The organism is Indibacter alkaliphilus LW1 (genome assembly GCF_000295935.2).
Classification (GTDB): Bacteria; Bacteroidota; Bacteroidia; order Cytophagales; family Cyclobacteriaceae; genus Indibacter; species Indibacter alkaliphilus.
This window is the reverse complement of the sequence record NZ_ALWO02000023.1, coordinates 152231-165750: the sequence shown is the minus strand read 5'-3', so window position 1 is coordinate 165750 and position 13520 is coordinate 152231. Positions and strand designations below refer to the sequence as shown.

Annotated in this window: 10 protein-coding genes; 2 read left to right on the top strand and 8 right to left on the bottom strand. The window is 41.4% G+C overall.

Annotated features, from left to right (window positions below; genetic code table 11):
- Positions 1-104: 104 nt before the first annotated feature.
- The 6 genes from A33Q_RS04910 to nirB form a co-directional block, all read right to left on the bottom strand.
- The gene (locus tag A33Q_RS04910) at positions 105-554 is read right to left on the bottom strand and encodes an SRPBCC domain-containing protein (protein WP_009032397.1); all 450 of its coding nucleotides are present in this window, start codon (positions 552-554) and stop codon (positions 105-107) included.
- Positions 555-640: 86 nt separating this feature from the next.
- A complete protein-coding gene (locus A33Q_RS04905; protein WP_009032396.1) occupies positions 641-1213 on the bottom strand; it encodes a Crp/Fnr family transcriptional regulator in 573 nt (190 codons plus the stop codon).
- 184 nt (positions 1214-1397) lie between these two features.
- Entirely contained in the window at positions 1398-2081 is a 684-nt protein-coding gene (locus A33Q_RS04900; protein WP_009032395.1) for a response regulator transcription factor, read from the bottom strand.
- 8 nt (positions 2082-2089) lie between these two features.
- Positions 2090-3880, bottom strand: a complete 1791-nt coding sequence (locus tag A33Q_RS04895; protein WP_009032394.1) for a sensor histidine kinase — start codon at positions 3878-3880, stop codon at positions 2090-2092.
- 87 nt (positions 3881-3967) lie between these two features.
- A complete protein-coding gene (gene nirD, locus A33Q_RS04890; protein ID WP_009032393.1) occupies positions 3968-4351 on the bottom strand; it encodes a nitrite reductase small subunit NirD in 384 nt (127 codons plus the stop codon).
- Positions 4352-4410: 59 nt separating this feature from the next.
- The gene (gene nirB, locus A33Q_RS04885) at positions 4411-6903 is read right to left on the bottom strand and encodes a nitrite reductase large subunit NirB (RefSeq protein WP_009032392.1); all 2493 of its coding nucleotides are present in this window, start codon (positions 6901-6903) and stop codon (positions 4411-4413) included.
- 185 nt (positions 6904-7088) lie between these two features.
- Here nirB and cobA point away from each other — a divergent pair, with 185 nt between their 5' ends.
- Together cobA and A33Q_RS04875 are read left to right on the top strand one after the other, a co-directional pair.
- The gene (cobA, locus tag A33Q_RS04880; RefSeq protein WP_009032391.1) at positions 7089-7865 is read left to right on the top strand and encodes a uroporphyrinogen-III C-methyltransferase; all 777 of its coding nucleotides are present in this window, start codon (positions 7089-7091) and stop codon (positions 7863-7865) included.
- Between the two features lie 38 nt (positions 7866-7903).
- Positions 7904-8500 carry a DUF4202 domain-containing protein gene (locus A33Q_RS04875; protein WP_009032390.1) on the top strand — a complete coding sequence of 199 codons (597 nt, stop codon included), beginning with the start codon at positions 7904-7906 and terminating at the stop codon, positions 8498-8500.
- Between the two features lie 4 nt (positions 8501-8504).
- Here A33Q_RS04875 and A33Q_RS04870 read toward each other — a convergent pair whose 3' ends face one another.
- The gene (locus A33Q_RS04870; RefSeq protein ID WP_009032389.1) at positions 8505-9962 is read right to left on the bottom strand and encodes a rubredoxin; all 1458 of its coding nucleotides are present in this window, start codon (positions 9960-9962) and stop codon (positions 8505-8507) included.
- Positions 9963-10013: 51 nt separating this feature from the next.
- Entirely contained in the window at positions 10014-13514 is a 3501-nt protein-coding gene (locus tag A33Q_RS04865; protein ID WP_009032388.1) for a nitrate reductase, read from the bottom strand.
- Positions 13515-13520 lie beyond the last annotated feature (6 nt).

The window sequence follows — 13520 nt, the reverse complement described above, 5'->3', positions numbered from 1 at the left end:
CCACGAATGGCACAGATTTGCACTAATGTTTTTTTACCACGAATCACACGGATTTGCACTAATATTTTTATTCGTTTTTATTAGTGTTATTAGTGGCTAATAATTTAAGTGGCAAAAACGTATTCTTCAGCTTGTTTTTTGAGAGCTTTGTTCATCGCCTCAAAGCCTTGCTTGATAGCTGTGTCCAACTTTTTAGCCATCATACCTACCAGCATCCCTTTAAACTTTTCTCCATGGATAAAGGTGGTGCTTCCATCTACATTTTCCATTAGCTCAAAGTAATGTTCCCCATCAAAGATTCCAGGGGAAAATAAATGGCCTAACCATCTGAATTCTTGCGCTTCTTTAAAAGCCAAAACCTTTGGATTGAAAGTCATGGGTTTATCACCTTGAGGCCCAAGAACAACTTTGATTTTGTTTCCTTCTTTAGCTATTCCTGAAATAGACCTAATAAATGGATTCCATTGGCCGTGCTTTTCAAAATCAGTAAGCACATCCCATACTTGTTGAGGGGTGGCGTTGATATGTATCTGGGTTTTAATTTCCTTTTGCATGGTTCTTAAATTTTTGTTTTTACAAATTAATGATGAACCAAAGGTAGGGGCTTGGCAAACTGCTTCTCTTGATAAAAATCAAGAAATCAGGAAAGCTGCTTATTTCGGATCCTGCTGAAGGTTTCAGGGGTCATCCCAAGCATGGAGGCGATGTATTGTAAAGGCACTTGGTTGAATAGCGAAGGGTTTTGAGCAAAAAAGGCATTGTAACGTTGCTCTGCCGATTTTGAAAGATGATTGTAAATACGGTTTTCTAATATGGCGAAGCATTTGACAATAAATAGCTTTTCCAGCTCATGCCATTGCGGCACCACTTTGACGATATTCTGATAATCCGTTTTGCTGATGGTAAATAGCTCTACCTCGGTCAAGGCCTGCATATTCCATCTTGAACTGCCCCCAAACATAAAACTGCTGATCTCGGTCACAAAGTAGCCCGGACCAGAGATCCACTGGGTGATTTCTTTGCCGTCTTCATTAGCAAAGATTCTAATTAACCCAGTTTTTACAAAGCTCATTTTATTTGATTCCTGGCCTTGCTTTAAAAAGTACTCCCCTTTTTGAAGTTTTCCCTCATGAAATCTTTCAGTCACAGCCTTCAAGTCTTCCTGCTTTAGGACACCGAAATATTCTTGGATGAAATGGTCTAATGAAGGCATAAATGGAATTTTATCGTCTTAAGGGAAATTCAATGAAATTAGTTTGTATTGAAGTTCTGGAATTTCTTTTTTCCCGTTTTTCACTGAGAAGTAAACTTAAAGGAATAGAGAACATAACTCATTCCGTATTTGAGGTGCATGAACTTGTATCACCATTACTTTTTCCCCAAAATCTATAAATGTTCTATTTACCGACAATTTTCTGCAATCCCTTTTCCTCTTCCACCTTTTTGAGCAATTCTACCACACTGCTGACATTCAGCTTTTTCATGATATTAAAGCGGTGTGTCTCAATAGTTCTGATGCTTTTTTTGAGCTGATCGGCAATCTCCTTATTATTCACACCGCTGTAAATCAGCCTCAGAATTTCCTTTTCACGCTTGGTAAGGTCATAATCATATTCTGAGTCCTTTTGGACCGGCTCACCTGGATTTTTGACGGTCAGGTAGGAATTGATCAGCACATTGCTGATATCCCCACTAAAATATTTTCCTCCTTTGTGTATGGAACGGATAGCTTTGAGAAATTCATCTTTGCTCGTATCTTTCAGCAGGTATCCTGATGCCCCTACTTCCACTGATTGGAGGATATACTCATCATCATTGTGCATGGAGAGGATCAATGCCCTGGTCTTTTCAGAATAATCTTTGAGTTTTCGGGTTGCCTCCAAGCCATTCATGTTGGGCATCCGGATATCAATCACAAGTACATCCGGTTGCAGCTGCTTTACGGCTTCGAGGGCTTCCAATCCATCATTGGCTTCTCCAATGACTTTGATTTCACCTTCTGTTTCGAGCAATAGTTTAATACCGTTTCGTACTACGGTATGGTCATCTGCCAATACTACATTTATCTGATCTGTCGTCATTTGGGTTATTATTTATATTCCAATGGTAAATCAATTTGGATCTTGGTTCCTTTTCCAGGAGCTGTTTCCAACAAAAACTGGCCATTGATAAAGTTTACTCTTTCCTTAATGTTAAAGATTCCATGACCTGAGGCTTTAAAATGGCCTTCTTGGGTCAGTTTGCCATAATCAAAGCCCTTCCCGTCATCTATAATTTCCAAATTTAGAAATTTTGTGTTGTGCGCAAGCCTGATTTTGATCTGGCTTGCTTCCGAGTACTTGATCGCATTGTTTACAGCTTCCTGTACGATGCGGTAAATATTGTTCTCCGTCTTGACTTCTAACCTGGAAAGGAAGCCAGTCCTGTTTTCAAAAACCACAGGGATTTTGGAAATTTTGGACATTTCATCGGCAAACTTGTTGAGCACGGCTGCCAGTCCATAATCCGATAAGGCTACAGGTGTCAAATGAAAGGATATTCTTCGGACTTCTTTTATCACATCAGCGATCAGCTTTTTGGACACTTCAAGTCTTTTTTCCTCTTGAAAAGTCTTCACCTCATTGATGCCGTCGAGACTGAATTTGAGTGCAGAAAGGTACTGACCAATGCCATCATGAAGGTCCCTTGAAATCCTTCTCCGCTCTTCTTCCTGTCCCTCCAGAATCAATGCTGACCTGTACTGCTGTTCCTTAAGTCGTTTGTCCAGTTTTTCCTTGTGAATTTCCTGAGATCGTGCCTGTGCCTCCTTCACTTCAGTCTCATCCACTGAAATCAGCATCAGGCTTTCTATCTGGGATTCCTTATCGAGAACTGGAACCAAATGCAATTGAAGCCAGACAAAGTCTCCTTCTTCGTTGACCAACTTTAGGTCTCCTTCCCAGCTTTCGCCTTCATGGAGCAGGTCTTTGATTTTTTGGACAAATTTGGAATTGTACCCTTGATTCTCCAGCCAAGTAAAGAGATTCAAAGGTTTCACATCCCCAAAAGTCATAATCTCGGAAAATTTTTCAGAAAAATAAGTGAAGTCACCGGTTGGACTGCATTGGGCATAGAGTGTCAGGTCCTCTACTTCAACTTCTGCCTCTGCTAATTCTAGGTAGGATTTTTCCAAAGATTCATATAGTGCCGATATTTCCAAGGTCATTTTTCTGGAATTGGACTCCTTTTCAGCCAATTCTTTAAAATTGCTTTTGATCAGTTGAGCAGAAGGCCAAAAAATAAACCTCAGCTCGAGAAATATCAGAAACAGAGCAAGCCCAAGTAGAACGAGTTCGGCCTTACGCAAACGGGATACTTTTGCCTGGGCCAATCGGTCAATTTGATCTACAATCTGGTCCATTACTTCCAAAAAAGCCCCTTCATTTGCAAGAATTGATTCCAATGCATCATCTTCCAAGTCATCCGTCAATAAGCTGGAAACCCCTGATACCATTGCTTCGAAATTAGGCTCTATTTGATTGAAAAGCATCAGAACATCCTTATCAGTAACACCTTTGACACCCAATTCTTGGTTGCCGGATAATAAGGCTTCATGTGCAATGGTCCATTCCTGAAGACTTTTGGTCAAATCCTTTCGGTATTGATCCCTTTCGGGACCCTTAGCATTGGAAAAAAGTAATGCTGTTTTGGCGATTTTTTGACTGAGCATACGCTGCCTGCCGGAAAGGTTCACCTCTCTGGAATCACTTTCCTGTTGGGAAATATAGTACTGGAGAATACCCTGACTGATCAAAATGGTCAAGGCTATCGCAGACAATGCAAACAGGTACCTCCATCGGAGGTTTGAAAACCTTTTTATACCCTGTTCACCAGTATCCATATACTTAATTTTTAAATTCAAATTTAAGTATTTAAACCAATATTAAGTGTAAATACGCAATTTGAACAATACAAATGAAATTAATTCTCAGTAATTTTGATCAAATCCTATAAAAACGAAGCCATCCTCCACTTTCACAGGATAGGTGATGATGGAGCATTCATCTCCATCGAGGTTATTTCCGTTTTTAAGAGAAAAAGTCATTTTATGAAAAGGACAAGCAACCTTGGGTTCTTCTCCACAAGAGCCGATCATCCCTCGTGAAAGGGCCATCTGCATCTTATGTGGGCATAAGTTCTGGCAGGCATACCATTCATTCCTTCTTGTAAAATTGAAAACAGCAATCTGCAAATCCTTGTACTTGACACAGGCTCCGCCATTTTCAGGAAAAGCCGATACCGAAGCCGCCTTGAACCATATAATCTCCTCAGATTGCTCCGCTTTTTTGTATTTTTCTAATTCTGTAAACATGTTAAAATAGGTTTGGTAAATGAATCTGGAATACAACAATTATTTAAACCATTAATTTTTCAAGACCAATCAACAGGTCGCTTTTGTCCTCTCATTGGTTGAAATCCTACTGTCGGATCTTTTTCTTCTGCATTGACAAAATGTTTGAATTTGGCCCTAAGGCTAGGATTATTGACTACTTCTTTCCATTCACAGGAATAGGTCTCTATCATAAATGCCATTTCCTTCTCTAACTCCTCACCTAGGCCCAGACAATCGTTCACCACTACATCTTTCAGGTAGGCAATCCCTCCTTCCATTTTATTCAGCCATGTGGCTGTCCTATTGAGTGGTTCGGCCGTCTTGATATAAAACATCAGAAAACGGTCAATATATTTCAAGCAGGTTTCATCGTCCAGATCATTGGCCAAGAGTACTGCATGTTGAGGTTTAGACCCACCATTACCACATACATAAAGGTTCCAGCCTTTTTCGGTGGCAATGATACCGAAATCCTTACTCTGGGCTTCCGCACATTCCCGCGTGCAGCCCGAAACTGCACCTTTGAGTTTATGTGGAGACCTAAGACCCCGGTATCTTTCTTCAACCCGAATGGCAAAAGAAACAGCATCTTGCACGCCGTACCTGCACCATGTTGTTCCCACACAGCTTTTGACAGTTCGTAGTGACTTTCCATAAGCATGACCGCTTTCAAAACCCGCATCTATGAGTTCTTCCCAAATATCAGGCAGCTCATCCACTCTGGCCCCGAACATGTCTATCCTTTGTCCTCCGGTGATTTTGGTGTATAATCCATATTTTTTAGCAACTTCACCGATTACAATGAGCTTGTCAGGAGTGATCTCACCTCCGGGAATTCTAGGTACCACAGAATAAGTACCTCCCTTTTGGATATTTGCTAAAAAACGGTCGTTTGTATCTTGTATGGTATCCTGCAAAACAACCAGATCATTCCAGGTACTGGCCAATAAAGATGCTACCAAAGGCTTGCATACCTCGCAACCATCACCTTCACCAAACTCATCAAGAAGAGCATCATAAGTTTTTATTCCTCTGACCTTTATCAAATCCAAAAGCTCCTGACGGGAGTAATCAAAATGCTCACAGACTACATTTTTTACATTTTTTCCCAAGGCTTTCAACTCTGCATGAAGCAGGTCTTTGATCAATGGCATGCATCCACCACAGCCCGTCCCTGCTTTGGTACATTTCTTTAAAGCATCTATTTCATGCACCCCTTCGGAAATGACTTCACACAGGTCTGATTTACTGATGTTTTCGCAGGAACAAACCTGAGCTGTAGACGGAAGGGCATCAACCCCTGCTCCGATTTCTTTATCCCCACCTCTTGCCCCAAGAATAAGGTCTTCCGGCTCAGGAGGCAGTGGCATATTGTTTTGCACCATTTGAAGAAGCATGCTGTATACAGACGTATCCCCTACCAGGATTCCCCCAAGCAGTCGCTTACCATCTTCAGAAATGTTGATTCTCTTATATATACCCTTACTTTTATTTTCATAAACAATGGGCTTACTCGGTTCTGATTCACCGAAGGCATCCCCAAAACTTCCTACCTCAACACCTATAAGTTTCAGCTTGGTTGACATATCATAACCTGTAAAAGGTCTGACTTCATTTTGCAAAAGTTGGTTGACTACCTGTGTTGCCATCTCATAACCCGGTGCCACCAATCCAAAAACCATATTATTGTAAGAAGCTGCTTCACCAATGGCAAAAATATCAGGGTCATTGGTCTGCAAAAACTCATTGACTACAAAACCTCCTCGGGCTGCTTTTTCCAGACCTGCCTTTTCCGCAAGCTCGTCCCTTGGTTTGATGCCAGCAGAAACCACCAGCATGTCCACCTCCAAAAAAGATCCGTCTGCAAACTCCAACCCTGTCAATTTACCGTTTCCTTTGATCTCTCTGGTATTTTTGTTCAGATGAATGCTGATTCCTAGTTCCTCAAGCTTGCTTTGAAGCAGTCCTGAACCAGCTTCATCCAGCTGTCTGGGCATGAGCCTAGGTGCAAATTCTATAACGTGGGTTTTCAGGCCCATGTCTAAGACAGCTTTGGCAGCCTCCAGCCCAAGCAGCCCTCCCCCGATCACAGCGGCAGATTTGGCTTTTTGTCCATATTGCATCATAGATTCCAGGTCCTCCAAAGTTCTGTACATAAATACTCCACGCTTTTCTACTCCCTGAATCGGCGGAACAAAAGCAGATGCTCCTGTAGCCAAGATCAGATAATCATAATGGATTTTGTGCCCCAAATGACTCAGTACACACTTGTTTTCCCTGTCAATCAGAACAATAAGTTCCTTAGTTCTAAGGTCAATCTGATTTTCCCTATACCAAGATCGGGAAGCCAATAAAAGGTCATTTGCCTTTTTGCCCGAAAAATAAGCACTAAGATGAACCCTGTCATAAGCAGGCCAAGGCTCCTCCCCAAACACCGTAATTTCAAATTGTTTTCCGGGATCCTTTGCTCTTAGCTTCTCACAAAACTTGTAACCCACCATCCCATTTCCGATCACAACTACCTTTTTCATATGATAATATTTTTTTGGACTTTGGTTTCTATAAAATATCTACAATCAGCAAGCTTATCAACGAACCTCAAATAGTATTAATACTTAGATTATACTGCTAAATTAAAAGATAATTTTTATAATTGTAAGTATTTTTACGTATTTTTACTTAATTTTAATTTATCGAACTACTTAGAAATCTAAAAATGAAGCACAAACCATTTCTTACTTTGGTAGGAGCAGGCCCTGGAGACCCTGACCTGATCACTTTGAAGGGGATAAAAGCGATTTCAAGCGCTGATGTTATCCTTTATGACGCGTTGGCAAATCCAGTTCTTTTGGGGCATGCTCCTGAAACTACTTTGAAGATATTTGTAGGGAAAAGAGCAGGGTTGCATCAAAAACAGCAACTCGAAATAAACAAAATGATCGTAGGGTATGCCCGAAGCATGGGCCATGTGGTAAGGCTAAAAGGCGGAGATCCTTATGTATTTGGCAGAGGCCATGAGGAGCTGGAATACGCATTGTCACATGACATTCCTGGAAGCTATGTTCCGGGCATTAGTAGCTCCATATCAGTACCGGGCCTTTGCGGAATTCCACTGACAAAAAGAAACATCAATGAAAGCTTCATGGTGGTCACTGGCACCCTGAAAGACGGTAGTATTTCCAATGACCTATTTATGGCCGCTCAGAGCAGTGCCACAATAGTCATTTTGATGGGAATCAATAAACTAAAGTCCATCATAGAAATTTTCAAAACTTTCAGGGGCGAAGAGGAACCTATTGCCCTGATTCAAAACGGCTCTTTGGCAAATCAAAAAATGCTGACAGGAAGATTGCGGGATATTTTAAAAAAGCAGGATACTGAGCCTATTGGCTCCCCTGCCCTTATTGTAATAGGGAAAGTGATCCTTGAACAATTAAAACTTAAAGAAAGCATGCATCAGCTTATGGAGACAAGTTCCATGGATTCCCTTTAAAATATCTATTTTTACCCCACTCACCAGCGCATGCAGCCATGAAGACAGAAAAATTAAGCCAGACTATAGCCGAAATAGACAGGTTAAATGCAGAGGATCCATTTTATGATAATAATGATGGAAAGATGATCCCCAAAGAATTGTTGTATAGCCAAAGAATGTCCAAAATGTTAATGGATTATGAGCCAATGGCTTCTGAACCATTACAGATTGCTACCAGGGCACAACACATTCAACGCTGGAAAATTCCAAGAGAATCCTATCCTATGGATCGAAAAGGCTACCTCATGTGGCGTACTGAACTCAAAAATTTTCACGGAAAAGTCACCTCTGACCTAATGGAAAAAATGGGATATCATGAGGCTGAAATAGGTCATGTCGATGATCTGATCAACAAAAGAAGGTTGAAAACCGATCATGAGGCACAATGTCTTGAGGATGTAGTATGCTTGGTATTTTTAAAGTATTATTTTGATGATTTTATTGAAAAACATGCAAATGAGGAAGATAAAATCATTTCCATTGTCCGTAAGACATGGAAAAAAATGTCTGAAAAAGGACATCAAGCAGCTTTAAACATGTCTCATTCACCCAAGTCGCTGAATTTGATAAAGGCAGCGCTTGAGCAGGATTAACCTCCTAAAGTAGCCGATAGGCAGATTTTGGACTTTCACAGACCGGACAACAATAATCTGAAGGAAGCTTGGAAAATTCAAAGCCAGGGGCTATTCCGTTGATCCGGTCCCCAAGCTTTTCATCATAAATTGTCAGGCAGGAAGAGCATTGATATTTGTTGGAAGAATCAGTGTTTTTTTTGTTGTCAGGCTTCTTTTGAGTATTTAAAGACTTGACATTCAACTGATCATAATATTTATAACTTAACTGAAGCAATAGGGCTGGAATGGTTTCCAAAGAAACACCTTTGACAAAATAATAATACTCAGACAGGTTTGGATTAAAGTCTTTTGAATAAAGGATATTGAAAGAGTCAGGTGCTTTTTCAGACCGACCTGCAATTCTCTCTATCACTACAGAAGTGAAAGCGATCATATGACCGGTTTTGATAGAAAATGAAAGGCCATAGGTACTGATATCCATTTTATCCAATTTTCTAACCAGAAAATCTTTGATCTCCTGTGCATCTTTATCCAGTACCGGAACATGCCAGTTCAACTCCAGAGAACTGTGCCTGATGTTGATTCCGAATTTCCCAAGAAGCTTCTCCCAACTCAGCCTGTCTTTTTCTTCTACCCCCCTAACGATTAATGATTTCCAAGGAGTAAGACTCAGCTTTCCAATATTGGTTTCTAGGCACAACTCGCACATTGCCCTGAGGAAATTGATGGAAAATCTATTGTCTCTCCAATAAAGTCCCAGCCAGTATTTTCCTCCAGCCACCCTGTTCATTCCTTCATAATAAATAGAAGTAGGTTCGCCAAAAACAAGCTTTTGCTCCAAGTTCTGAAGTTTTTTATCTATCCCTTCAATGGCCTTTTCGAAGATTTCTTCATAGCCTAAACCTGATATCTGAGGATTCGATGCCTCAATTTTTTTTGCTATTTCTGATAAATCGTAACTATAAACCAGTTTCGGAGCACACCAAGGTTTAGGGTCTATTTCTGAAAACCTGAGATAGAGGTACCAATAATTTTCTTTGGGAGAAGCCACAAAGTTGATATTACCTGTAAAGATCGGTACTAGGCTTTGAACAGGGTCTGTGATATTGATTTTCAACTTGGGCTTAAAATCAAAGGTGTCCAGGATGTAATGGTAAATGTGTGAAGCCAGCCAATGTGTGGTGGGCATGACATCCAGTGCTGTATAAGAGCTGACTATATTCTGGAATGATTCCCCATCAGTATCAAAATCAATCTGGATGGACTTAAAAGTTTCCTCCAGTAATTCGCGGTTTTTATCTTTTAGAGAAAAAAGTATATCCTGTCTGGAGCCCAGGTGTATACAGGGTGCTCCAAGCTTTTGCGCCGTGAGCACAATTTTTTGAAAGTCACCGGGAGAAAGGATACCGCCCTTGACCAATACCCTCACAAGTTCAGATTTTTTGGACTCAATATTATCAATATGCTTTATTTCTTCCATTATTTTCTATTGATTATAAGCATTATAGGCAATACAACTTCAATCTATAGATTAATCTATGTCTTTGGAAATCAGGTCAAGAATGGCTTTGACTTCTGGCTTGCAACTTCCACACCCCTGTCCTGCCCCTGTCTGTTTACATACTTCCCTGAAATCTGTCAGACCGGAAGCAATACATTTTTCAATATTCCCTTTTCCCACATTTCCACAGGAACAGACCAATTTGCCTATCAGTCCCTCTTTCGAAGATTTTCCTCTCAGAAGCTCCTTCCTTTTATCAGAAAGTTCTGTCTGATTTTCTATCAGCTCCTTGAATTCAGCAAATTCTGATTTATCCCCCAATAAGATGGTGCCAACCAGTCTGTCCTGAAAGACTATGCATTTTTTATAATAGGTCTGAGCTGAATCCATCAAAATTATTTCTTCATATCCTTCCGTATTCGCCGGAATTTCAGGAATTCCGATAGAACAGAGTTCAAGATCAGAAATTTTCAGGATATTCATAGGCACCGTTCCCGAATAAAAGCTGAGTCTGTCTCCGTTGATAAACCTGGCAGCGATGTCTGCATGTTGCTCGGCAGCTGCAGTAATCCCGTTTAGCTTTTGGTTGAATTCCGCAATTTCCCCCAGCGCAAATATATCCGGATCCGAGCTCTGCATGTAGGCATTTACTTTAATTCCCAATCCGCAATCCAAGCCAACTGACTTAGCCAATTCTGAATTAGGTCGGGTACCGATAGCATATACAACTGCATTGCATTGGATGACTGCACCACTTTTCAGGCTGATTTCCATGTTTTTCTCATCAAGCTGAGCAACCCTGTCCACCTGATTATTGAGAAATAGCCTTACCCCCATTTCTTGTATCTGATTTCTCAAAAGAGCACTGGCAACTGGGTCCAATTGCCGCTCCATCAGCCTTGAGGCCAGCTGAATGATGGTCACATCTATATTAACTTCTCGTAAGGAAGCCGCCAGCTCCAATCCTAATAATCCTCCGCCAACTATCATGACATGACCTTCACCTTCTAGGTAATTGACAAGCTCATCAGCATTCCCCCTGCTTCTCATCGTGAAAATTCCAGGCAGGTGGACCGGAGCATCTGAAGGAACAAAAGCCCTACTTCCTGTTGCCAAAATAAGAATATCGTAATGATGGATCTTTCCCCGCTCGTCAGTGACAGTCTTTTTATCTCTGTCTATAGCAGAAATGCCATTTGAAACGTATAGATGGACATTTAGCCCTTCAAGTTCTCCGGATTTGAATTTCTGAAGATCCTCCCAAGTCTTGTGTCTGCTCACATACTCAGGTAATAACACCCTGTTGTAAAAAGGAAACTCCTCCTTTGAAAAACAGTGGATTTCATCCTCGCCATTCAATTCCCTGTAAGTCTGTATAAACCTGTAGGCCGCTGCACCTGCTCCCACAATGACCACTTTTTGCCGGGGTTTGGAAAATTTGGCTACCTGCACAGCAGAAAATTTAAAATCCGGTTGTTTGGAAATCGGATCTATTGAATTGCCTGTGAGGTTATTGGTCTTTGCAAAATCTTCTTCCAAAATCTTACCCCAATGCATGGGAAGAAACACAACTCCCTGTCTGATACTTTTGGTTAGTCGCGCATGAACTTTCACCTGTCCTCTCCTGCCAGAAACGATAACTGTCTGTCCTTCTATGATTCCCCTTTCCAAAGCGTCGTATGGGTGGATTTCAAGGAAAGGAAGTGGAATATGTCTTCCCAGTTTTTTGACCTTACCGGTTCTGGTCATGGTATGCCACTGATCTCTGATTCTTCCAGTGGTCAGAATCAGTGGGAGATCCGGATCGATAGCCTCATTTTGAGAAGTATACTGAGAAGGTAAAATACGCGCTTTTCCATCCGGGTTATAGAATACCTTATCTTCAAAAAGCCTTTTTGACGGTTTATCCGATGGATGGATAAATGGCCATTGAGCAGTTCCTGTTGTTTTTAGATAGGAATAATCCAGCCCGGAAATATCAATATTGGTTCCTTTGGTAAGTGCCGCATGTTCACAAAACACCTCTTCAGCTCCATTGAAGTCAAAACCCGAAAAACCCATTTGCCTGGCAAACCTGATCAGTATCTCTCCATCCGGCAAAACCTCTCCCGGTGCCTCAACAGCTTTATTAAGGTAAGAAATCCTTCTTTCTGAATTCGTCATGGTGCCTTCCTTTTCGGCCCATCCGGCTGCTGGAAGAACCAAATCTGCATAAGGAATGGCTTCATTGTTGACAGAAATGTCCTGAACCACGACAAACCTTGCCTTTTTCAGCGCTTCTTTTACCCGGACAGAATCAGGAAGGCTGACTATGGGATTGGTGCAGATTATCCAGATGGCCTTAAGTTTGTCCTCTTCTATGGCTTCTATCATCTGTGTGGCTGTAAGGCCCGGCTTTTCGGGCAAGCTTTCTACACCCCAAAAATCTGCAACTTCCTTTAAATGTTTCGGATCAGATAGTTTTCTATGGGCTGAAAGCAAGGTCGACATTCCGCCCACTTCTCTTCCTCCCATGGCATTTGGCTGACCTGTGAGGGAAAAAGGACCTGATCCGGGTTTGCCTATATGGCCTGTAATCAAGTTCAGGGCGATTAGCGCAAGGTTTTTATTTACGCCATCACTGCTTTGGTTCAATCCCATTGCCCAGAGGCTTAGAAATCCTTTTGACTCCCCAATATAAGCTGCTGCCCGTTTGATATCCCTTTTTCTTACCCCACAGATTTCTGAGGCCTCTTCCAGGCTTTTCTCCAAAACCTGATTCTTGTAAGCTTCAAATCCCTGTGTGTGCTCAGTGATAAACGTCCAGTCAATGTCCCCTGATTCTATAAGACATCTACCAATTGCCTGCAAAAGGACTACATCTGTGCCGGGGAATATCTGTAAGTGAAGATCTGCCAATTCACAGGACTGGGTCTTCCGTGGATCGATCACAATGATTTTTGTAGCAGGATTTTTCTCCTTATGCGCTTCTATTCTTCTCCAAATGATCGGGTGACACCATGCTGGGTTTGCTCCTGCAACCAGAAAACAATCTGCCAATTCAATGTCCTCATAGCTTACCGGAACACTGTCCTCCCCTAGTGTGAGGTTATAGCCTGCTACCGCAGAACTCATGCATAACCTGGAATTGGTATCCAGGTTATTGGTTCCCAAATATCCTTTCACCAGTTTATTGACCAAATAATATTCCTCAGTTAGGCATTGTCCGGAAACATAAAAACCAACTGAATCCGGACCATATTTTTTGATAAAAGTCCTGAATACTGCCGCTGCTCTTTGTAATGCCGTATCGAAATCAACCCTTTCCAAAGGATGGTCCTTTCCCCAGCTCATCTGTGGAAAAAGAAGCCTGTCCGACTTATCTTCCACTACATAGTGAAGGTTCATGCCTTTAGAACACAGCATACCTTTATTGACAGGATGATCCTGATCGCCTTCCACTTTTATATTGCCTTTGGCATCTTTGTGTATCACAATACCACAACCGACACCGCAATAAGAGCAGGTACTTTTCAATTTTTCAGGTTTCATGACTCC